20 protein-coding genes and 1 riboswitch are annotated in these 19,728 nt (G+C 59.2%); of the genes, 10 read left to right on the top strand and 10 right to left on the bottom strand.

Annotation, left to right across the window (positions count from 1 at the left end; translation table 11 throughout):
* The first annotated feature begins 216 nt into the window (after positions 1 to 216).
* The gene (locus ACFQU0_RS11465) at positions 217 to 1,068 is read left to right on the top strand and encodes a hypothetical protein (protein WP_382200842.1); all 852 of its coding nucleotides are present in this window, start codon (positions 217 to 219) and stop codon (positions 1,066 to 1,068) included.
* A 13-nt stretch (positions 1,069 to 1,081) separates the two neighbouring features.
* On the opposite strand, the gene ACFQU0_RS11470 is transcribed toward ACFQU0_RS11465, so the two are convergent.
* The 3 genes from ACFQU0_RS11470 to ACFQU0_RS11480 all read right to left on the bottom strand — a co-directional run bounded on the left by ACFQU0_RS11470 (position 1,082) and on the right by ACFQU0_RS11480 (position 3,627).
* Positions 1,082 to 2,167: a hypothetical protein gene (locus ACFQU0_RS11470; protein WP_382200844.1), complete on the bottom strand. Its 1,086-nt coding sequence runs from the start codon at positions 2,165 to 2,167 to the stop codon at positions 1,082 to 1,084.
* Positions 2,168 to 2,177: 10 nt separating this feature from the next.
* The gene (locus ACFQU0_RS11475; RefSeq protein WP_382200846.1) at positions 2,178 to 3,197 is read right to left on the bottom strand and encodes a hypothetical protein; all 1,020 of its coding nucleotides are present in this window, start codon (positions 3,195 to 3,197) and stop codon (positions 2,178 to 2,180) included.
* Between the two features lie 172 nt (positions 3,198 to 3,369).
* Positions 3,370 to 3,627 carry a hypothetical protein gene (locus tag ACFQU0_RS11480; protein ID WP_382200848.1) on the bottom strand — a complete coding sequence of 86 codons (258 nt, stop codon included), beginning with the start codon at positions 3,625 to 3,627 and terminating at the stop codon, positions 3,370 to 3,372.
* A 13-nt stretch (positions 3,628 to 3,640) separates the two neighbouring features.
* Here ACFQU0_RS11480 and ACFQU0_RS11485 point away from each other — a divergent pair, with 13 nt between their 5' ends.
* Positions 3,641 to 4,258 (top strand): hypothetical protein, encoded by a 618-nt coding sequence (locus tag ACFQU0_RS11485; protein ID WP_382200850.1) that lies wholly within the window; start codon positions 3,641 to 3,643, stop codon positions 4,256 to 4,258.
* Positions 4,259 to 4,304: 46 nt separating this feature from the next.
* On the opposite strand, the gene ACFQU0_RS11490 is transcribed toward ACFQU0_RS11485, so the two are convergent.
* Together ACFQU0_RS11490 and ACFQU0_RS11495 are read right to left on the bottom strand one after the other, a co-directional pair.
* On the bottom strand, positions 4,305 to 4,832 hold the full coding sequence (locus ACFQU0_RS11490) for a helix-turn-helix transcriptional regulator (protein WP_382200852.1): 528 nt from the start codon (positions 4,830 to 4,832) through the stop codon (positions 4,305 to 4,307).
* A gap of 92 nt (positions 4,833 to 4,924) precedes the next feature.
* Entirely contained in the window at positions 4,925 to 7,183 is a 2,259-nt protein-coding gene (locus tag ACFQU0_RS11495; protein WP_382200854.1) for a hypothetical protein, read from the bottom strand.
* 266 nt (positions 7,184 to 7,449) lie between these two features.
* Here ACFQU0_RS11495 and ACFQU0_RS11500 point away from each other — a divergent pair, with 266 nt between their 5' ends.
* From ACFQU0_RS11500 to ACFQU0_RS11510, 3 genes are all read left to right on the top strand, one after another.
* The gene (locus ACFQU0_RS11500) at positions 7,450 to 9,096 is read left to right on the top strand and encodes an AAA family ATPase (protein WP_382200856.1); all 1,647 of its coding nucleotides are present in this window, start codon (positions 7,450 to 7,452) and stop codon (positions 9,094 to 9,096) included.
* The gene (locus tag ACFQU0_RS11505; protein ID WP_382200858.1) at positions 9,093 to 9,767 is read left to right on the top strand and encodes a YkgJ family cysteine cluster protein; all 675 of its coding nucleotides are present in this window, start codon (positions 9,093 to 9,095) and stop codon (positions 9,765 to 9,767) included. The genes ACFQU0_RS11500 and ACFQU0_RS11505 overlap by 4 nt, the downstream gene beginning before the upstream one ends.
* A gap of 750 nt (positions 9,768 to 10,517) precedes the next feature.
* The gene (locus ACFQU0_RS11510; RefSeq protein WP_382200879.1) at positions 10,518 to 11,255 is read left to right on the top strand and encodes a hypothetical protein; all 738 of its coding nucleotides are present in this window, start codon (positions 10,518 to 10,520) and stop codon (positions 11,253 to 11,255) included.
* A 46-nt stretch (positions 11,256 to 11,301) separates the two neighbouring features.
* Here ACFQU0_RS11510 and ACFQU0_RS11515 read toward each other — a convergent pair whose 3' ends face one another.
* The 4 genes from ACFQU0_RS11515 to ygiD all read right to left on the bottom strand — a co-directional run bounded on the left by ACFQU0_RS11515 (position 11,302) and on the right by ygiD (position 13,962).
* On the bottom strand, positions 11,302 to 11,748 hold the full coding sequence (locus ACFQU0_RS11515; protein ID WP_382200860.1) for a hypothetical protein: 447 nt from the start codon (positions 11,746 to 11,748) through the stop codon (positions 11,302 to 11,304).
* Between the two features lie 102 nt (positions 11,749 to 11,850).
* Positions 11,851 to 12,528 carry a hypothetical protein gene (locus ACFQU0_RS11520; RefSeq protein ID WP_382200862.1) on the bottom strand — a complete coding sequence of 226 codons (678 nt, stop codon included), beginning with the start codon at positions 12,526 to 12,528 and terminating at the stop codon, positions 11,851 to 11,853.
* Between the two features lie 56 nt (positions 12,529 to 12,584).
* Positions 12,585 to 12,902, bottom strand: coding sequence for a hypothetical protein (locus ACFQU0_RS11525; RefSeq protein WP_382200864.1), 318 nt, complete (start codon positions 12,900 to 12,902; stop codon positions 12,585 to 12,587).
* Positions 12,903 to 13,050: 148 nt separating this feature from the next.
* Positions 13,051 to 13,962 (bottom strand): 4,5-DOPA-extradiol-dioxygenase, encoded by a 912-nt coding sequence (gene ygiD, locus ACFQU0_RS11530; RefSeq protein ID WP_382200866.1) that lies wholly within the window; start codon positions 13,960 to 13,962, stop codon positions 13,051 to 13,053.
* 163 nt (positions 13,963 to 14,125) lie between these two features.
* Here ygiD and ACFQU0_RS11535 point away from each other — a divergent pair, with 163 nt between their 5' ends.
* From ACFQU0_RS11535 to ACFQU0_RS11550, 4 genes are all read left to right on the top strand, one after another.
* A complete protein-coding gene (locus tag ACFQU0_RS11535) occupies positions 14,126 to 15,220 on the top strand; it encodes a hypothetical protein (protein WP_382200868.1) in 1,095 nt (364 codons plus the stop codon).
* 90 nt (positions 15,221 to 15,310) lie between these two features.
* Positions 15,311 to 16,000 (top strand): head GIN domain-containing protein, encoded by a 690-nt coding sequence (locus ACFQU0_RS11540; protein WP_382200870.1) that lies wholly within the window; start codon positions 15,311 to 15,313, stop codon positions 15,998 to 16,000.
* Positions 16,001 to 16,012: 12 nt separating this feature from the next.
* Entirely contained in the window at positions 16,013 to 16,546 is a 534-nt protein-coding gene (locus ACFQU0_RS11545) for a DUF1643 domain-containing protein (RefSeq protein ID WP_382200872.1), read from the top strand.
* A gap of 48 nt (positions 16,547 to 16,594) precedes the next feature.
* Positions 16,595 to 17,041 carry a hypothetical protein gene (locus ACFQU0_RS11550; protein WP_382200874.1) on the top strand — a complete coding sequence of 149 codons (447 nt, stop codon included), beginning with the start codon at positions 16,595 to 16,597 and terminating at the stop codon, positions 17,039 to 17,041.
* A gap of 271 nt (positions 17,042 to 17,312) precedes the next feature.
* Here ACFQU0_RS11550 and ACFQU0_RS11555 read toward each other — a convergent pair whose 3' ends face one another.
* A complete protein-coding gene (locus ACFQU0_RS11555; RefSeq protein ID WP_382200875.1) occupies positions 17,313 to 18,548 on the bottom strand; it encodes a hypothetical protein in 1,236 nt (411 codons plus the stop codon).
* Between the two features lie 202 nt (positions 18,549 to 18,750).
* Positions 18,751 to 18,844: riboswitch (cyclic di-GMP riboswitch) on the bottom strand.
* Between the two features lie 242 nt (positions 18,845 to 19,086).
* Between ACFQU0_RS11555 and ACFQU0_RS11560 the strand changes: the two genes are divergently transcribed.
* The gene (locus ACFQU0_RS11560) at positions 19,087 to 19,548 is read left to right on the top strand and encodes a hypothetical protein (protein WP_382200877.1); all 462 of its coding nucleotides are present in this window, start codon (positions 19,087 to 19,089) and stop codon (positions 19,546 to 19,548) included.
* Positions 19,549 to 19,728: the final 180 nt, after the last annotated feature.

Below are 19,728 nucleotides of genomic sequence, written 5' to 3' on the forward strand. Positions count from 1 at the left end.
GCGTGGAACGGTGTCCGCCATCACGCTGGAACACTGTCCGCCATCAGCATGGAATCGTGTCCGCCATGGCGTGGAATACGCACGCAGGAAGCGGGCCACATCGAAACGTCGTGGTTTCGCGTGCTTTTCAGCACCGTATTTGGCATGTCGATCTTCCATACTGTGCCCCATCAACGGGCTGGCCGCCCCAGGTGAAATCTGTCAGATCGAGTGCCCATGCAAGTTGCAGTGTCCCCATTGAACGTTGAAGAGCCGTCCATACAGCGCAAGCGCGTGATCGTCGTTGAGAAATCAGACGTACCGCGTGCAGCCGTGGGCCAGGGTGGGAAGACCTTCCGCGAGGGCAAACGCTGGCAGCCTCAGTCGAAAGAGGAATACGCCGCGAGGCAACGAATCGACCCGGCCCTGATTGTCCAGTTCGCCAAAGTGACGCGGTACATGCCCCCCGCGAAAAAGCACCTCGTGGGCCATGGCCTCTACAACCTCATCAGGTCGATCCCTGCGCAGTCTGAGCCGTGGCAAAGAAGTCGCATCATCAAGTCGATCAAGACGTTGACCAAGGCTGCAGATGAGCATGTGGCGCCAGACTTCGGTACACCCAGCCATCACGGGCTGCAATATTTGCAGCGACTGCTGGAGGCATTCAAGCTTGGGCTGTATGAACCCGATTCGACTGCCGTTGACAAGCTGAAGAAGATGGCGGTTTTCAAGAAGAGCCTTGAGCGGCTCGTGCAAGTGTTGACGGCCATGCTCAAGCGGCACCCGGAGTTTTGCTTGAGCGGGGAAGAGCTGGCAGGCATGGCTCCGTACCCTGGAGCAAGGCATTTCAATCCCCGCGTCAATCCGGTGATGTTGTCATGGAGGGATGCGACAAATGAGCAGTCGCTGACCCACCAGACCATCCAGGAAACGTTGCTCATCGCTGCCGCGCTCCAAGACCTTATGAGCCCTGTGACGAACAACGTGGTGGGCACTGAGGGTGTTGTGGAAGGGGATGGCTTGTCGGCGCAAGGCGACCCAGGGCACTCAAGCCCCGATCCCATCCCCGATCCAAGCATCAACCCGTAGCGCCCCTGTCGCCCTAGTGCAGCGGCGCCAGCAGCGCGCCCATGCGTTCGCTCAGTGCCAGCGCACGTGCAGTTGCAGGCACCTCAGGAGCCACTTTGGGTCGGCTCGCAGCCTGCCGTTTCATCGCCTGGATTTGTTCTTCTGCCGCCTTGAGCCGAGCCAGCAGTTCGTCACGCTGTCGCTCCCCATCGCGAAGACCGTCTTCATAGTCCTGATCTGGGCTCGCGAGCTTGCCCATTTCCTCTTGCTCTTCTTCCATTTCCCTGAGCACATCCACCAGCATATCCACTTGATCGCACAACCCACTGCCTGCCGCCATGATGGCCTGGCGCATGAGGGGCGTCAGTAGCGCCGGAGGCACACCTTCTTCTACCGCTTCTTGAAGTTCAGGGTTGAGCACGCCGATCATGCGAAGGTCGCTGTTGTGCTGTGAGTCTTCTTCCCCGTACATCGAGAATGCGTCAATGAGGATTGGCACGAGCAGTTCATCACACGCGTCTTTGTTCAGCAAGTGCCAGTCGTCAGCAGTGACCAGGTAATACGCTGGCACATCAGGGGCATCCTTGGAGGTGACAACCGCGAAGTTCACCCCGTGGTACCCGAACGGTATGCCGAACACATAGGCCCCCGGCGTTACCTTCCCCAGAATCTCCTGCGACAACTCCTGCACAACGCGTCGAATGGGCCACTTGCTGGCCATCACGGCGGCGAACGGAAAATGCTCTTTCACTGGTCTGTGGTCATCATCCGGGAAAAAGTAGGCGCGTCCCCGCAGTGTGCTGTCCTCTGCGTTTTCAGGGTCGTAGGCAAACAAGATGGAGTGGTAGATCAGGGCCTTGGTGTGTGCTTGCAGCTCCTGCCATGCAGCGTCGTGAAACGGGGCGGGCAGGGACTTGGCGCTCGCGCCCTTGAACAAGGTCACGAACGCATTTTCCAGAACGTCGCGTTCCACAAATTGCTCAACTGCAGCGTGGATGGTTGCCATGGCAGGGGCCATGGTCTTGATTTTGCGGTTGAAGGCCTGTTCGAGTTGGCGGGATTGTTTGCGCTCTTTTTGCTTCTTCTGCGCGCGCCGCTGGTCCTTGGTGAGTTTGGTCATTTCGCTGTTCTCAGGAGTAGGAGGTGCCCAGGTGTGCTGGCATTGAGCCCACCACCGCTTTTTTCTCATCCTCACAGAACGTGAAGTAGATCCGCAGGCAAAAACGCGGGTCGCGGGCAGACCCTTTTGCAAGGTGTTGATCGAGAAAACGTCTGGAGCCTCTCCAGCGGATGAAATACTGGTCTCCCAGCATGCCGGCCGTGCTGGGCTCAACAGACCCTCCAAACTCAAGCCCCAAGGTTTCCGCCTTGACCTTGAAGGCGTTGCGGTCGGCCTGGCCCAGCTTGACGAGCCTGTATTCCTCAGCCAGCAGCTCCAGGCACGCGTACAGAAGGTCAGCCGATTCGTAGGGGCTGCGTTTTGTGGCTGAAATGGCGCGAGGCAGTACGATGATCCGATCTGCATTTTGCGCAGCCCACTGGTCAATGTCACGCAGACGCCAGTTCCTGGTTGGTTCGACTGGGGCAGGTGCGGCATGGGCAGTGGACTCGCTCCCTCTTCCCACGGGGCGGAACTGGGGCTTTTCGTCTTTGGCCTTGTGCAGCGCCTTGGCAAGCCCCATCCAGTAGTCCACGTCAGCTTTGAGCCCATCCACGAGCGCGTGTGCATCGCGCACAAGCGAGACACCTGCCGGGTTCGTACCAGCGGCAACTATGTCAACGAAGCTGGGATGGCGGGTATGGCCCAGGGTGGGAAGCTCGTTTGCACCGACAACGGCCCTCCAGATCGCCTCCATTGCGCCTTCCCCGGCATCGCTCCAACAAATGCGCTTGCCCGCCACCGTGGCGCCCGAGGGCGCGGGTATGGCAAAGGCTTCCCACAGGCTGGGCTGCTGGGTGTCGAGCACTTGGGCTGCGAAGTGTTGTCCATCGGGGCTTGTCCACCACTGAAGGTGGAACCGGTCGCCACGGGCCGAGCCAACGGTGTCAGGTGCAGGAGCCTGAATCCCCGGATCGGCGTCCACCAGGGTGCGCCAGAAGGCGTTTGTGAAGTCGATGGCTGCTGGGGCGTCTTGCAGGGTGTAGAGCATGTCGCAGGTACGTGTTTTTTGGTTGGTCTTCGAGCACCCAAGGTAGCCAGAAAAGCAGACGGCTGCAAGGGTGGACCGCTTTTCGAAAACCGATCCACTTTCGCAGGCAAAACCAGGGTTAACCCTTGCTGCCTTGGCTTTGCAAATAAAGTCGTAAACACCCCATGAGGATTTATGCGGGCTGGCGCGGCGCGGGGGGCAAAGTTTCGGATTCAAAGTCGTAAACACCACCGAAGTGCCGCTCGTCAATTTCAGAGTTTTTTTGCACTTGGGGCACAGAGCGTTGCATCAAGGACACAAGCCCATGGATGCCGGCGCCGGGGCTTGGCCGTTGCGCCCTTGAATGGCGCGGTTTTTCAGTGCTTTTCAGACCCCTTTTGGGCATAGCGAACAACCAAACTTGAGCGGCTGGATCGACCAGTTTTTTCAAGGCAGTTCAACCCATGCTCAACAGCGAAGCCGCCCAACACGCCACCCACACCACCGAACATACAGCCGAAAAGCAACCACGATTGCGCAGGCGCACCTCAAGCGGGGCGAGGCCAGGTTTCAGACCAGAGATCAACCCGGTCTCCATTGAAGAATTGGCCCGCAAAACCCGTTTCATCAAGTCCGGTCAGGCGAAGTACGTGCTTTTTGCAGTGACCAACATCGTGATGGCTGTGCCCGGTGCCCAGAAGTGGGACATACGGTATTACATCGAAGGCCTTCATTGGATGCGCCAGCAGGCCGACTCCAAGCTGGGGGACAACTTCGGAAGCACCAAACACAATGGCTTGAAGCTCTTGGAGAGGATGTGCAAGGCGTACAGGCTTGCTGCAGAGAGGCCAAACCGGCACACCGGTCTTGGCAGGATGCGCTTGCTGTATGCGTGTTGCTCGAAGACGGTGGACGGCTTGAGGGTCTTCATCGACCAGCATCCCGAACTTTGGCTCAATGAGGATGAGGCATGCGGAATTGGGAACTACCCCGGCCTTACCCCCTTCAAGCCAGAACTCAATCCGTTGTTCAAGCCGTGGGATGAGGCTGATACAGCACGCTGTAACTGGAATCTCCGTTAAAACGCATCTTCCCACAAGAGGGGCACCAGGACGGCCGTGAGGCTGTCTACGAACTTGATTTGCCGCGATCTGCGGCCTGCCGTGGTCTGGGCTTTGGGGCTTGTGTATTGACGGGCCACCATCGCTTGGAGACGCCAAAGCGCTTGCGGTACTCGGCATCCCCAATGGGGTCGAGCATGTGCGGGTGGTTGGTCAGCAAAACCTGACGACTTGCAATGCCCATCTTGTCCAGGGCGTGCTTGAACTGGATCTTGACGGTGCTCACGCTGATTTGCATCAGATTGGCGATCTCGTCATAGCTCAAGCCCCCGAGGGTGGCCGTGAAAATCTGATTGCGCTTCAGGGTGAGCCCGTCGAGCTTCATGAGCAGGATTTCCCGCTCAGCGTTGGCTTGGGCAGTGGCTGGCGCACGGGGTTGGGTGCTGCGCGCCGCGTCATCCCCTGGCGCCTGGGCGTTGATGTACATGCGGCCGAGCGCCGCCTCCAGGCTTTCCACACGGGCGGTGAGGGCCGTGATCTGCTGCTGCAGGGTCTGGGTGTCGTTCTTCTTGACCTTGTTCATCGTCGTTTTCATGCGGGGGCCGTGGTGAGGCGGGCCGGTTCCAAAGCGCTCTGGATCATAGGCCGGCAATCAGGCGCAGGGAGCAGGGGCTGCTGGGGTGCACGTCAGCCCCGCAGGACGTGTCTGGCGAGCGCATCTGCCTGCACCTCAAGGGGATGGTCCCAGCGTGCCTGTGGCGCCGTTTTGAGGCCCTGGCGCACGATTTGATTGAGGTCCAGGGCAGTCGCTTGCGTGCGGGCCTCTCTCACGAGTGCTTCCACCTTCTGGTCAAACCCGGCTTCCTCCAAGATCCTTGCCGCCAGCATGCGCTTGACCGAGGCTTGGGTGGCCTGGCCAAAGGCGTCACTCAGGACAGGGGAGGGCGGTACCACCTTGTCGGAATACTGCTCAAACTTGCCGTCCAGCCACTCAATGAACTGGGGGGAGGACATGGCGTTGAGTTCCACACGCTGGCTCTGCAGCCACTCTTCCCATTGCTGGGGCACGTAGTCGGCCACCGGCAGACGGCGCTCACCGCGTTTGGAGCTGGCGTTTTCAGCTCGAAACCTCTCCACCTGCAGATCCATGTCCACGGCTTCCCACGGGTCAAGCCCCAGGTTGATGACGTGCACCTTGCGCGCGCCGCGTGCGCGTGTGGCTTCGGTCAGGGCCTGGTAGATGAGCGTGCCCGAGGCGTCGGCATCGTGGATGCAGAAGAAGTAGATTTCTTCTTGGGTCTGCCCCATCAAGTCGATCACGTCCCGCGCCGCGCGCGAGGCAAACCCCTTGCTGGTGAGCAGGGCGCAGTCGTTGCGTTCGGGCCAACCTGTGTCCTTGAGGATGCTGAAGAAGCCTTCCTTCTCCGAATACAGCACCTTGTTGAACGTCCATTCGGGGCGGTCGTACTTCTCCACGTTCAGGGTGCCAAGAGGTATCTCCTGCCCGGTGTGCGGGTGGTAGATGATGCCGCGCGCATCACGGTAAAGCCCCGGCAAGTCTTCCCCGGCAGCGGCCTCTATGTCGGTGATGACTTGCGCGAAGTAGTTGTAGTCGGGCTCCTTCCCGAACGCGTCCAGCATGAAGGGGCGCACGGCGTAGAAGAGCTGGCGCAGTGAGTACCTGTATCGGTTGTTGCCGCTGGCCTTGTCGATGGCGCCCCGCAGATTGCCCTCGATCACCTCTCGCTGGGTCTGTCGCCTTCCATTGACTTGCGCCGACTGGCGCTTGGCCTTCTTCGCGGCTTTGGTGATGGCCAGGTACAGGGGCTGGAGGTAGCGATGCAGATCGGGCTCTTTGCCATCGGTGGTGATGGGCATGTAGGGCGTCGTGATGTTGCAGATCAGGGAGATTGGCTTGCGGCCCACGTCCACCAGGTGGCGAAGACCGCAGCCGATGATGCCCAGCTCGTGCGACTTCTGGCGCTGCACGCTCATCTGACCGGTGATGGGGGTGCGGTTGACGAAAAACGAGCACGTGTCGCCTTCATCGTCTTCCCCATGAGCGACGTAGGCATCAATGCTGTAGGGCATCTGGGCGGGCATGCCTGTTCCCAGGATTTCGATGACGCCGCCCTCATGCGCGTGGGCGAAGTCTTGGAACACATCGCCGAGTTTGCCCAGGATGCCCGGTTTGGGCTGCTCGGACACCTCGCGCAGCGCCTGCAGCAGATGGTTGCTGTCCGCGCGGCTCATCGCGTTCGCGGCCAAGCCTTGACCGAAATGGTGGGCGGTGCTCACGCTCACATCCCTGAACTGCACGAGCACATCGCACAGGGGTCTGGCACCTGCGGCCTGGAGCATTTCAAAGAAGCTTTCGCTGTCGTACCACCATGGGGAGGTTTTGCCCCGGTAGGACTTGCCGTGCGGGGCCAGCTCGATGGCTTGTGTCGCCCAGGTCAGGACGTCTTTGGGGTCCACTGGCACGCTTGGGCCCAGCTTGACCGCCACAAGGGTTCCCGTGGGCCTCTCGCATGGCTCGCTGCTCACACCTGTGGTCCCGTCATCCTTGGGGCTTAGGTGAAAGCGCCTGTCATGGGTCTCCACGTAGAGCTTGCCGCCCGAGGCCAGCACGGCGCCCGTCACCACCCGCAGCCCATTGCCCAAAGCCCCCCGCAAGGGCACCCGCACGAGCTTGGATGAGGTCAGGGGGCGGCGGATCGAGAAAAGTCGCGCCAAAGCCCCAGGATCGCAGGGCAGGCCGGGGCCATCGTCCTCAATGAGCACCCAGCCCGATTCGTAGCGCACCGTGACGTTGGCGCCCGCGTCCAGCGCGTTGTCGGTCAGCTCTTTGGCGACAAGGCTTGCCAGTTGGCGCACCGGCACGCCCGCCTTTTGCCCGAGGGTGCCGATGTTGCGAAACAGGGTCCAGTCTTCTCTCTCAAACATGCGAGCCTTTGCCTTCAAATCTTGACGCCGAGTGTATCGGTATATCCACCATTTGAGGGAAACAGTTTAATAAAACGTACACTTGAGCAACCAAAGGGGCTACAATTTAGCCATACCTTGCCGAGCGTGCCGACGCCTGGCCTGCCCGCCCCGCGACACCGGCTCCCGCCGCACGCTGTCCGGGTTCAGGCGGTCTTTCGCGGCTGTATGCGTGGCGGTATGCGTGGCTTTTAAGGCCTAAACTGAGCGCAAGAATCGGAAACCGAATGTCCCTTACCGTATCCACCGAACTCATCGCAGCAACTGTGAACCCTTCGTTTGAGAAGGCACGCGACTATGCGAAGGTCCTGCGTGATGATCGTGAAATTCGGATTGATGCGAGCCAGCTTGACACGCAGGCTCTGGGGGACCTGATCGCCGCTGCCACCGCAGTGGGTGACGCCAAGGCTGTTCGTGCGGTCGAGTCCATCGCGCAGGCCAGGGCGGGGGACTTCGGCAAGCCGGTGCCCAACTTCAAAGCGTTCCAGGGGGTTGTCGAGGCCTTCTTGAAGTCCAGCCTCATCGACGGCTGGATTTATGTCGAGGGGCGCGACGGCAAGATGTACCCCGAGCTTGTGACGAGCATCAGTTTCGATGATGGCAAGTCCCATGGCCGTGGTCAGCCCACCCCCACGGTTCGCATTCGCACCACCAGCTACGGCTTCAACCGGGACGGCAACATCAAGGGGGGCATTTCCGTCTACGGGAGTGTGCACACGTTCTCTCCGCAAGACGTGGCCAGGCGCCGCGTGGCCGATATCTTGGCTGACCAAGGCCTGTACAAGGAAACGCAGGCGCTTCGCGATGCGCACATGGAATCCTTGGATCGGCACCGCAAGGTCACACAAGGTGCCTTCGCCCAGCAGTTTCGTGTCAGCGGTGTTGTCTACCAGTACGAGGAAGACCACTACCACCGTCGAAACGTGGAGTTGACGGGGCGGCGCGTGATTCACGATCTTGAGTCCAAAGACTACGGCACGGCCCAGCGCTATGTCGAGTCATCGCTGTTTGATGCCGCACCTGACACGGACGATGGCGCCATGGGCGTGGGGCCGATTCCCGAGCACCCGCTGGTGAAGGTCTTTGATCTGAGCGCCCATGAGTTTTTCTGGGTGAATGCGGACAACCTGACCCCCTACCAGTACGACAAGACGCTGCGCGAAAAGCTGATCCTGCCGCCTACGCACCGGGATTTGCTGGACGTTCTCACCACGGACCTGAACGCCTTCGTCAATGACTTCATTGAGGGCAAGAGTGCTGGCAACGTGATCCTGTGCAAGGGCATTCCCGGCGTGGGCAAGACCTTGACGGCCGAGGTGTATGCCGAGCTGATCGACAAGCCCCTGTATTCCATCCATTCCGGGGCTTTGGGCACCACGGCCCAGGACATTGAGAAGAACCTGCGGACCATCTTCCAGCGGGGTAAGCGCTGGGACTGCGTGCTTCTTCTGGATGAGGCCGATGTGTTCGTGGTCCAGCGCGGCAACAACATCGAGCAAAACGCCATCGTGGCCGAGTTCCTGCGCACCCTCGAATACTTCGACGGCCTGCTGTTCATGACCACCAATCGTTCAGACCAGATCGATGAGGCCATCATTTCGCGCTGCGCGGCCATCATCAACTACGACCCGCCAGGCCCCAAGGATGCGGCTGCGATCTGGCGCGTCATGGCCACCCAGTACCAAGCCCCTCTCAGTGACGAGCTGATCGCTGAGTTGGTCGAACTTTTCCCCGAGATTGCGCCGCGCGACACCAAGATGCTCCTGCGGCTGGCTTTGCGGGTGGCGGTGGCGCACAAGGAGCCGCTCACGCTGGCCACCTTCCGGCGCTGCGCGATGTTTCGCGCGATCAAGATGCAGGAAACGGCCGCGTGAGCAACCTGGTGGCACCCAAGGCAGGGGAGCAGTACCGCGTGCTTGCGGCAACAACGGAGAACCTGCAGCGCATCCAAGAACGCTGGGTGGGGCTCAAAGAGCGGGTCGAACACAAGATGCAGGCGCTGGCCGGTAAAAGCCGCGCCGCTGAGGGAAGGCTCGTGGAGCAAGCAGCACGCGCCGCCAGCGGCTCAAAGCGCATTTTCTGGCTTCGAAAAGCCGCTGATGCCATGGCTGCGACAGCCGGGGGGCTTGCAGCCTGCAGACAGGGGTGCTCGCATTGCTGCCACATTGCCGTCCTTGTCTCGCGCGCCGAGGCTCAGGTGATCGCCAAAGAGACCGGTGTCGCCCTCAATCCCAAGGCAGGCAAGTACACGATGCACAACGCCTCTCAGGGGGATGCCACGGGCGCTGCAAAGGAGACCTTCGGAAAGCCGTGCCCCTTCTTGCGCGATCAGGCCTGCAGCATCTACGACAGCCGCCCCTTGACATGCAGGCAGTTGCTCAACATGGATGAGGATGACTTGCTGTGCCAGCTCATTGAGGGCAGCGCCCCCGAAGTGCCCTACATGAACACCCTGGACCATTCGGTGGCTGCGGTGGCCATCCTGGGCGGGCACCAGGACTATGACGATATCCGCAACTGGTTTGTATCCCGCGCTCCAACTTGAAACCTGAGGCCCAATAGCCATGTCACTCGGTTCGATGCCCTGTCCCTGTGGTGGAGACAATCCCAACTGCTTTCGATGCTGGGGAACGGGCATGTACGGGGTCAAGTCATCCGAGGAATCAACGCAAGGGGCTTACCTGGGCTCTCGTGTGAAGCCATCGCCAGGCTCAGGGCTCACCCAATGTCGTGAGTGTGGGGCATACGTTTCGGGCTTGTTGGCGCACATTCAACAGGAACACGGGCCTAAACCACGCAAAAAAGTTGTCCAATCCTCTGGGAACAAGACCAACAAAATCAAAACGATTTTGCTGGCCCCGATCCTTGCGCGTGCGGGTTCGTCGCCGAAGAAGCCGCCGAAGAGATCAGGGCCTCGCGTGAGCCCCGAATTGAAATGTCCCAAGTGCAAGGCAACGTTTCCAAATATCACGCAACTGAGGTCGCATGTCATTGGGTCTCACGGGCTCAAGGCGTTCTACGCATTGGATCTCCAAGCCCCGAGGTCACTGGAGCAAAACAGCGCCAAGCACAACCGCGCTACGCCAAGCCGTGCCTCCACCGCTGTAGAAAAGGACACGCCGAGCCCAGACAGTGCCAGCCAGGAGCGGCGCCTGGATGCCAAGAGGTACTGGGGGCACTCTTTCCGGGATCATGGCCAGTTCGGCTCCTACCCTTCACACGATGACATGGACGACGAGTCATGAACGCGGGCCCTGGAGCTAAGCCCAGCGCGGGGGCGCGGCTTTTGGCCATCGTGGAGGTCGATGCCTCTGAGCGCGTGCGGTGCGCGCAGCCGGGGTGCCAGAAATCGGTCTACAGGGCCATTCACATCGTCAGGGACGGCGGCGAGCTTCTGGTGCTGGGCTCCACCTGTTTTCAAAAGCGCTTTGGGGGCTTGTTGGCGCTGGGGCAGGCCCAATACGGGGGAGGGGGCGGCAAGCTTCTGAGCCCCGAAGAGCGGCAGATGCTGCAGGAAAACACCGAGGCCTTGCTGGCGCGCTTTGAGGCTCAAGAAGAACAGGCACGCCAGGCCGCAGCGCTGCGGCTTGCTCGGCTGCGTGAGGCCCAGCAAAGCGCCTTGGAGCGATCCAGAGCCCTGGCACCAGCCCCCAGCATTGCACCGGCTCCTGTAGCCCCATGGGCGCACGCGGGCGGTCGCCCCTTGCCCACGCGCCCGAGATTTCCTTGGGCCTGGATGAAGCCCCGAACCGGGGTCGCGGCCTACAAACTGCGCGACGGCACGGGCTGGGTACGGGTCGAGCATCTGGACGGGCGTCAATTCATCACCCCATGGCCCAGCTTCGAGGGCTGGGAAGAAGCTTTGCCGCCAGTGGTGGGGCGCGCGAATCTGGAGGTCGGAGGCTACGAGGTGCAGGGTGCCATCTTTGGCGCGATTGAATACCTGCGCTCACAACTTCAGGGCGGGCCCATGTCCGATATCCGAACTGGCATGTGGGCTGATGTGCTTGCGTACTTGGGTGGGAGACCCTGAGGGCGTTGGTTCTGCATCAGGCAGTTCAAAGCCCCAGGCCACGCCTTCAGGGCTCGCCCCACCTGCGCTGTGCGCTGGCCTTTTCATCGACCTTCAACTCAAACTCCACGCCCGAGGCGAGCATGTCCAGCATTGACTGGGCCTGGGCGCTTCGTTTTTCAGGGTCGATGCCTTCACGCAGATAGGCTTCGTGAGCACTCACACGCACGTGATTGCCGTGGACTTCAACATCCAAGAGGGGTGCGCCGGAGGGGGAGAACTTGCGCGCGGTGCGGACCTCGTGCCTGAGTTCAAGCTCCTTTGCGTTGACGCTGGCCAATCGCTGGGCCGTGATCGTCTCAGGCTGGGCCAGATGGTTTTCAATGTCGCGGATCAATCCCAGCGTCACGGCCACCGGGGGCATGCGTTTGAGGTATGCCGCGCATTGCTCCAGCAGGGCAATGGTGTCCGAGATTTCTGCCGCTTCAAAGGCCTTGCTTCGTGGTTCGGTCATTGGAGTAGTTTCTAGCCCATTTGCGAGCGCGCAACAACAGTGGCTGGTGCAGGGAGGCGACGCCATGGCCTCGCGGGCCAGTGGCAGATGGGGAGCTGCCCCTCAAGGCCTGTAGGTCTGTCGCGCTGCCTCCCCCACAGTGGGGAGAAATGCGCTGCACGCTTTGACGGCCTGCTCAAACTTTCGCAAAACGTCCCAATAGGCGTCGGTTTTCTTCATGTGAGGGCCCATGAAATCCATGCGCACCAATCCATGATCCGACCCCGGCCCGCTGCTGCCGCAGACACGCTCAACATTGCAGGCGGTTCCGTCTTTGCACACAAAGAAATCGGAGCCGCCGTAGTCAGACCCTTGCCTTACGCGCGTGAGGTCGGCATGGCTGTCACCGCAGTAGCGGCCTGCCCCTGTGATTCTTCCTCGCCAGTAGCAACTTGCGGTCACTTCGCCCTCAGCATCCGTGACGTGCCCAGGCAACTTGTACTTGAAGGGTTCAATCAGCTTGGAGGTTCGCCTTGGTTCTGTGTGCCATTCAATGTTGGGGTCGCCCGCTTTCTTTTTCGCAGGCTCAGGCGGTCGAAGCTCGCGCCCGAACATGCCGGTGGCCTTATGCCCAGGCTGGCACTCGTGCTGGTAGGAGGTTCGCCCATCAGGCGCGGTGCATCGCACCAGATTCTGTGCGTGTAAATGACTGCTCAAGCCACCTGCGGAAAAGAGGATTGCAGCCGTACAGGCTCTCATGATGATGGCCTTCACGTGCGCCAGAGCTGGGGGCTTTTCCATGGTTGCATCCTTGTGAATCAGGAGGGCGCTATGAGCGGTGCCACGAGCGCATGATTTCATTCGCCACGTTCGTCCTTGAATCGGACGTCAATGCGCTTTTCAAGGTAGCCGTGTGTGAACGCGTAGATTGCCAGCCCCGCGATTGTGTTCAGCCAGAACGGCATTCCGAACCAATGATGCAGGATGAAATACGGAACCGAGAACGCAAGCGCGTAAGGGGTGGCGGTCACGAATATCAACTTGGCGACTGTGCTTGGCTCCCGAAGGAAGGTGGTGACGAAACTCGATAGGAGAGCAATCGAGAAAAAGATGATGAACAAGATGATGCCGTACTTTATTAGAATACCACCTACCATTGCGAAGTCGTGGAGCACGTCTTGTTTCCTTCTAATTCAGTTAGGTTGCGTTCTTCGCGTACAGATCCAGGTGCTGGCGTTGAATTGCATTGATCTTCTTACAAGTAATGGGCCTGCTTTTAGACCTGACTCGTTATAAGCAGCCATGACCAGCACAGGTCTGGCTTTAGCCCCACTGAAGGCAGCGCATGGACAGTGTGCCGCTGTGAAAGCCTTCAAAGACGTGCCGGGGCTTTTCGTCCTCTTTCGCAGCACCCAGCGCGTACAGCAGCGGCCAGTAATGATCTGGTGTGGGTACCGCCATTCGTGCGGCTGAGCCCTGCAGATGAAAGTCTATCAAAGCCCCATCGTTTCGTGTGTTCAGGGCATGCTTTGCGAATTCATCGAAGTCGCGGGCCCAGCTCTGGCTGGCAGCAAGGCCTTCTGGAAACTCCCGGTCGGTTGCGCGCAGGTTGTGCACGATGTTGCCGCTGCCCACGATCAGCACGCCTTGCTTGCGCAGTGCGGCCAGTTCCTTGCCCACCAGGTAGTGAAACCGACCAGGCTTGTCGTAGTCTATGGAGACCTGAAACACCGGCACATCAGCGCCGGGGTACAGCCACTTGAGGACGGTCCATGTTCCATGATCGAAGCCCCATTGCTGTGTAGCGCTGGCCTGTGCGCCCGCGCTCTGGAGCAGCCCAGCGGCTTTGGTGGCGAATTCAGGGGCGCCCTTGGCTGGGTACTGCATTGCGTGCAGCTCAGCGGGGAAGCCACTGAAGTCATGGATGGTGGGGGGCTTGACCGAGGATTGCACCATGATGCTGCCGGGGGTGAGCCAGTGTGCGGAGACCACCAAAATCGCTTTGGGGCGTGGCAAGTCCTTGCCCCACTGGGTCAGTGTCTTGGTAAACGGGTTGTTGCGCAGAGCGTTCATTGGGCTCCCGTGGCCGATCATCAAGACCGGCATCGAGCCTGGAGTGTTGGCCTGTGCTGGCGTCTGTGCTGGTGCGGCTGCAGCGAGCTTGTGCTGCAGCGCGCTCAACAGGGCCAGGGCGGATGCGCCGAGGATGCGGCGGCGGGGGTGGGCAATCGTCATGGGGATAGGTTGGGCTTTGTGGCTGTTCCCAGCATGACTCTCACTGTAGTTGCCGTGTTCCTTCCTCGCAAGGAAATGCGCCCATTTAGATTTAAACGCGCGTATTTTCCTTGTTTTTCGCAGGTATGCGGCTCAGTGCTCGGGCCTCACAAGTCCTGACATAATGGAGCAAATGACCAGATTCAACACACTCGTCCGGGTATTCTTGCTGTTTTTCTCTTTTGCCTGCATGCTTGTCGGCCCTACAAAAGCCAGTGAGCGTCGAGCGTTGGAGATTACAGCCGTCTCCAAGGCTTCCACGGATGCAGTGAGGCAGGTTTCCTTGGTCGAAGGTGGTTTTAGCAATTATTTATTGGATTATCCACAACAATGGTCCGATCCAGATTTGGTCCCCACCTTCAAATACGGAGCGGCTTGGCGAGTTGGCCCCACCATCGATATCGTCGCCACCCATTCCTGCTCTGTTCGTTATTCCCATTTGTTCGAGGGTGTGTTTTGGCCTCGCGGTACGGACTGTGATCGCTCTTTGTTTGCTACCTTCAACAAAGTCCGTTATTTAGATGCGATTGAAGAAGCGATGCGATCACGTGGGGAGCGGATGAATCGCGAAATGTGGTCGAACCCGTATTACCTGAAGGTGGTCGCCGAAGACGCAGGGCCCTGGTCAGATGTTGCTGCAAAAGTTCTTAAATTCGAAAAGTCCAATTGGAAGTTGGACAATGCCAGTGGCGTGTCCGCTGAGTCTCTTTTTGACAGCGCACTCAAAGGTGATGCGTTGAAATTGAATTTTGCCAATGGCGCGCAACACATCGAGCTTGCCAAATTCAATGAGCTGCTCTCTTTTGCCCTAACCGAAAACGCCAAGCACGCAGAAGAAAGGTATGTCGCTGACAAGCGTAAGGCACAAATCGCGCTGATTCTTTATGGCAGTATCTTCGCGTTGGGTTTGCTGATTCTGTATGCGATCTGGCGCTTTGTGCGCAGGAACTATGCTCGCGCCAATGCCATGGCGCGCGAGAAGGCTGAAGTCGTCGCCAGTGCCGCCACAGGAGCCGTCAACAAGCTGCATCAGGCCAATGAGCTTCGCAAGGTGCGATCCGCGATCATGGATGAGACCGTGCGTGAAATGACGCGGCAGAGCTTGAGTTCTGCCAGCCCGGAGAGCAAAGAGGTGTTGGTGGCCGAGTTGCGCAAGGCCATTGAGAGCGGCAACCATGAGCTGGCCAACGCACTTGAGCTGGCGTTGAAGAGGGCCTGAATGTCGGGGGAGTGCATCCATACACTCATGCAGTTGGTTTGGCTGTCGGTTCCATGATCCGGCGCGCTCACTTTTTTATTGATGACTGATATGAAGATCAACCAGTTTTCTTGTGGTGATGGCTCTGTCCAGATTGGCAGCATCATGATCGACGGCAGAAGTGTTCGCATCGAGGGCATGGGGAACTCTGTGCAAGGCAGTGGCAACTTGATTACCCAAATCAGACCAGTGGTAGGCACGTTTGACTCTCTAGAAATCAAGGGAGTCGCGCAGGTGCAGGTAACCAGAGGTCCGGTGTGTTCGATTGAAGTTTGCGCCGAAGACAACCTGGTGGACTACATGCTGACCGAGGTGTCAGGCTCAACCTTGGTGATTGGCATCAAGAGCGGTATCTCGATCATGTCCACCAAGACGATGTTGGTTCGAGTCTCGATGCCGCAGACCGTTGATGTTGAACTGACTGGTTCCGGTAGTGTTTCACTGAGCGGTTTGGATCAGACCGATTTGTGTGTCAAGTTGTCAGGTTCGGGGGATGTAGCTGCCTCTGGGTGTGTGGAAAACTTGGTCCTGAAATTGACAGGTTCCGGTGACATTGAGATGCATAAGCTGTTGGCTCGCACACTCAATGTCAAGCTCTCTGGTTCAGGCAATGTGCACGCGTATGCCACAGACGAAGCCAAGGTTTTGCTCAACGGCTCGGGCGACATGATCATCAGCGGGAATCCGAAGGTACGAGACAGTCGGGTAAACGGCAGTGGTGACGTTTCGTTTCGGGGTTGACTGTCTTTTTTCGTGCTGCTGCAACCGGTTCAGCAATCCATTGAAGGAGCCTCGTTGGATGCCGGCGCGCTCTTGAGCGAATGCGGCCAGTACCGCTACAGGCTCTGGAGGCGTTGGGGGCCGGGGGCTTACCTGCTTTTCGTGATGCTCAATCCGAGCACTGCTGACAGCTCTCAGGATGACCCCACGGTACGCCGCTGCATCCGCTTTGCACAGGACCATCACTACGATGGCATCGAGGTTGTCAATCTGTTTGCATTCAGGGCTACGAACCCACTCGATTTGAAGGCTGCAGGCTACCCTGTTGGGCCCGACAACGACAGGCACATCCACGACGCCATGCAGGGCGCTGGAGCGGTCTGTGTTGCTTGGGGGGACCGTGCACGGAGGATTGATCGCGCAGGTGAGGTGCTGCAGATGATCAGTGCCGCAGGGCGGGTCATCAACTGCCTGGCCCAGACTAAGCATGGTTTACCGGGTCACCCGCTTATGCTGTCGGCATCGTGCCGCCTGATGCCCTATGAAGCCCCCACGAGCAACGCCTGAAGTTGATTCTTCAATGGTGCTTTTTTGCAGTTCCTTTCAGGAGATCGAGTGCAGAATTTGACGATGAAGCAATTCAATCGGTGGCAACGCATTGCCGTTTTGGCGTCTCTTTCGTGGTTCGGGCTTTGCACTTACTACTTGTGGCAAGACTTTCCAACTCAAGGATCTATAGACGTCAGGCTGTCTGCAAATCAGGCCGAAGAGTTTGAGGGCGCGCGACGCGAACTGGATGATGCAAAGCGACAGTGTGAAATCCAGTCTGGTGGGAATGTTGGTCAGGACATACTTGCGGGGTGCAGCAAACAGGCAGTTGAGAAATACCGCGCCCAAAGGGACCTGATCAGAGAGCACTACAGCAGCCTTTCTGAGCAGGATTCTCAGGAGTTGCCGAAGAGGCAGCTCCTGGTCCTTTTGCACTTGCTTGCGATTGGGGTAGTGGTCCCGATGGCGGTGTACAGCGCAATTGCCTGGGTTGCGCGTGCACCGAAGGGGTGATCAACGTGCGCACTGGGGCCTCTGGGCCCGTCTTCAGTTGAGCAGGCTTGGCGCTTGCTCGGTGTTGATGATTTCGGCGGCTACGTTCAGCGCATTGATGGCGGTTTGGGAGCCGAGGTTGGCTTGAGTGCTTGCCGTGATGACGGTCAGCACCTCAGCCCATGGGCAATTCCCCTGGTAGTCCAGGGCCTGGCGAGTTCGATGCCATCAGGAGGCGTGCCTGAGGCTTGAGTACCCTGTCACGGTCCAGTTCGCAATTCAGTTTTGGGGCTTACTGATTGGTTGATGCTTTGATCGAATCGACAGAGCGCAGCAATTTTTGAACGCTGAGGTACTGCGCCCTGCGTTGCGCTTCCTTTTGCTCTGGGGTCAACGGCATGGCGTCGATCTGCTGGTCGATTTGTACCTTGATTTCGGCAGGAATGTCGGGCAGGGGCTGGCCTTGTGCGCTTGCCTGCGCGGGCACTGCAGATGGCGTGGCCGCAGCCGCCGAAACAACAGGCGCCGCAGGCGGGGTCTTCATGGTGTCGTGGTTCTTGAACATGACCAGAATGTCGTGTGCACCAATGCGTTCGGCCACAGCCAGTGCACTCACGCCGCTGGCATCTGCGGTGCTCGGATCAACCCCGCCGCCCGCAAGGAAGAGGCCTACCGCCACATCATCTTTTCGGGAGACAGCCTGGTGAAACTGTTCCGCCGAGTGGTACGGCAGCCCCATGGCGTTGAGGTCTTTGCGGGCGTTGACTTTTGCCTGGACGGAGCCTGCGGGAGCCTGGGCCACCAGCGCCACCTGAGTGGCAGGGACTGCGGTGGCCACCGCAGTCATCGCGGCAGCAGCAGGAGACACTTCGGCGGGCAGTATCTTGGCCACCGCCTCCATGTCGGGTTCCTCAACAGGCTTGCCGGGAATGGATATGCGTTGGATGAGCGCGCCGGGGTAGACCTTCTTGATTTCGTCAATGCTCCACTTCAGTTCCTTGGCGATGCGGTCTTCGTCTTTGCCCTGAATGGCGGTCGTGATCCCCTTGAATAGCCCAGCGGTCAGGGACTGGGAGCGCACGATGCGATTGAAGACCACATAGGCCTTCACGCCTGCCTTGAAGTTGTAGAGGCACACCTGCGTGCCTTCTGCCACCTGAATGAAGGCGTTGGCTGTCGCGGCGGGGCGCTTGCGCAATTCGGCAAAGCCCCCATCGCACACATACGCTCTTGCGGGTGTGCCCAGGACTTCAACTTGCATGGTCGAAGGCTGGCCGGGGCGCGCGGGTGTGGTGTTGGCGATGGGTCGGTAGCTCAGGGTCGCGGGTATCCCGAACTGAGAGATTGCCTTGCGAACACCTTCCCCGGCATCGTTGGGCGTGATGTTGGGCAGGATGATTTCGGCTATGCCCGTGGTGAGGTCCGTCTGGTTTGTGATATCGCCCGTAGAGCCAGCGGCATTGGCGGTCGAGGCCGCGAGGAACAAGGGCAAGGCAGCAAGCTTCAGGCTGCGTTTGAGTTTCTGCATGGGTTGGCGCTTTCCGCTCTTTGGTTGAAACCATTCGGCAAGGTGCCTCTGCGCTCGATGCGAGAGAGCAGGGGGGCTTCTGGCCTGTATTCACACCGGAATAGACGCGCAATCAGGAGGTCGATTTGGAGTCGTAGAGCGCAACAGGCCCACAACTCGCAACAGCAGCGCATTTGCCAGACCGTGGTGTCCGTTTCGCGCCGTGTGCAGCCCCGCTATCGTGATTCCTGGTCAGAGGAATGGTAGACCGGAGGCTTTGCGACCCCGCCTTTCGCGCGGGTATGCCGATGATTTGATGGCCATTTTATCAGGCATTTCACCTCCAAATTACGATTTGGATTACATGATGTTCCACGATTTCCAAATACTCGCGCGCCGGATACGTGGTTCGAATTCCAGAGTGCTTCGCACTGACAAAAGAGGGGCGTTTTCCCTTGAATTCCTGTTCTGAGGCCCGCATTCCGTCCCCGGCGCCTGCTGGATACACTGGCATACGGCCCACCGGCAGGTGATTGCCCGTTGCTCGTTTGGAGTGTCTATGGCTGACAAAGAGATTTCGCGTTCAGTTCTCAATGAAATCCAATCACGCCGCCTCAAAGAGGCCAGACAGATTGACCCTACGCATGGCCTTCAGGCGTTGGCCGAATACGCGCCCGTTTCTCTGGGGACAATTGAGCATTTGCTGGATCTTGGGAACACGCCGCAGGAGCTGGTGACCTCTTTCTGCACCGCCACGCTCTGGAAATGCCGGGACAGCACCGGCAAAACCGCCAGGGAGGCATTCGAGCGCGCAGAGGCCGTGCGCGCCGAGGGGCGCCAGCGGATGCAACGGGATTTGTCTCAGGCCGCTGCCACCGGGCTTCCGGTCCTCATCGGCACCCCACGACAGATCGACTGGGCGACTTCATTGCGCACTGCCCATCTCAAGCACTTCCCCGACTCGGAGCACAAGAAGCAGAAGAAAGCCGCCTGGTGGATCGACCACCGGCACGAGCTTTGAGCAGGGTGATCTTCGGGGCAACAAAGCGCACCAAGCCCCAATTCCAACCCCGATTCGACGTCCGCAGGGCCCAGCAGCCCCTTACACTGTACGGATGTAAGGGGTATCCACTTAGCTCCAGTCAGTGCAAAATAACTGGATGGATATCCATACTTTAGCGCCAGCACCCGGAAAAGACTA

Source organism: Hydrogenophaga defluvii (genome assembly GCF_042665235.1).
Classification (GTDB): Bacteria; Pseudomonadota; Gammaproteobacteria; order Burkholderiales; family Burkholderiaceae_C; genus Hydrogenophaga; species Hydrogenophaga defluvii_A.

Excerpts from the sequence above, each read along its gene's own strand:
- ACFQU0_RS11555 (WP_382200875.1), bottom strand. The coding sequence starts at position 18,548 with ATGCAGAAACTCAAACGCAGCCTGAAGCTTGCTGCCTTGCCCTTGTTC.
- ACFQU0_RS11540 (WP_382200870.1), top strand. The coding sequence starts at position 15,311 with ATGAAGATCAACCAGTTTTCTTGTGGTGATGGCTCTGTCCAGATTGGC.
- ACFQU0_RS11485 (WP_382200850.1), top strand. The coding sequence starts at position 3,641 with ATGCTCAACAGCGAAGCCGCCCAACACGCCACCCACACCACCGAACAT.
- ygiD (WP_382200866.1), bottom strand. The coding sequence starts at position 13,962 with ATGACGATTGCCCACCCCCGCCGCCGCATCCTCGGCGCATCCGCCCTG.
- ACFQU0_RS11475 (WP_382200846.1), bottom strand. The coding sequence starts at position 3,197 with ATGCTCTACACCCTGCAAGACGCCCCAGCAGCCATCGACTTCACAAAC.
- ACFQU0_RS11560 (WP_382200877.1), top strand. The coding sequence starts at position 19,087 with ATGGCTGACAAAGAGATTTCGCGTTCAGTTCTCAATGAAATCCAATCA.
- ACFQU0_RS11470 (WP_382200844.1), bottom strand. The coding sequence starts at position 2,167 with ATGACCAAACTCACCAAGGACCAGCGGCGCGCGCAGAAGAAGCAAAAA.
- ACFQU0_RS11535 (WP_382200868.1), top strand. The coding sequence starts at position 14,126 with ATGGAGCAAATGACCAGATTCAACACACTCGTCCGGGTATTCTTGCTG.
- ACFQU0_RS11490 (WP_382200852.1), bottom strand. The coding sequence starts at position 4,832 with ATGAAAACGACGATGAACAAGGTCAAGAAGAACGACACCCAGACCCTG.
- ACFQU0_RS11465 (WP_382200842.1), top strand. The coding sequence starts at position 217 with ATGCAAGTTGCAGTGTCCCCATTGAACGTTGAAGAGCCGTCCATACAG.
- ACFQU0_RS11500 (WP_382200856.1), top strand. The coding sequence starts at position 7,450 with ATGTCCCTTACCGTATCCACCGAACTCATCGCAGCAACTGTGAACCCT.
- ACFQU0_RS11520 (WP_382200862.1), bottom strand. The coding sequence starts at position 12,528 with ATGGAAAAGCCCCCAGCTCTGGCGCACGTGAAGGCCATCATCATGAGA.
- ACFQU0_RS11515 (WP_382200860.1), bottom strand. The coding sequence starts at position 11,748 with ATGACCGAACCACGAAGCAAGGCCTTTGAAGCGGCAGAAATCTCGGAC.
- ACFQU0_RS11495 (WP_382200854.1), bottom strand. The coding sequence starts at position 7,183 with ATGTTTGAGAGAGAAGACTGGACCCTGTTTCGCAACATCGGCACCCTC.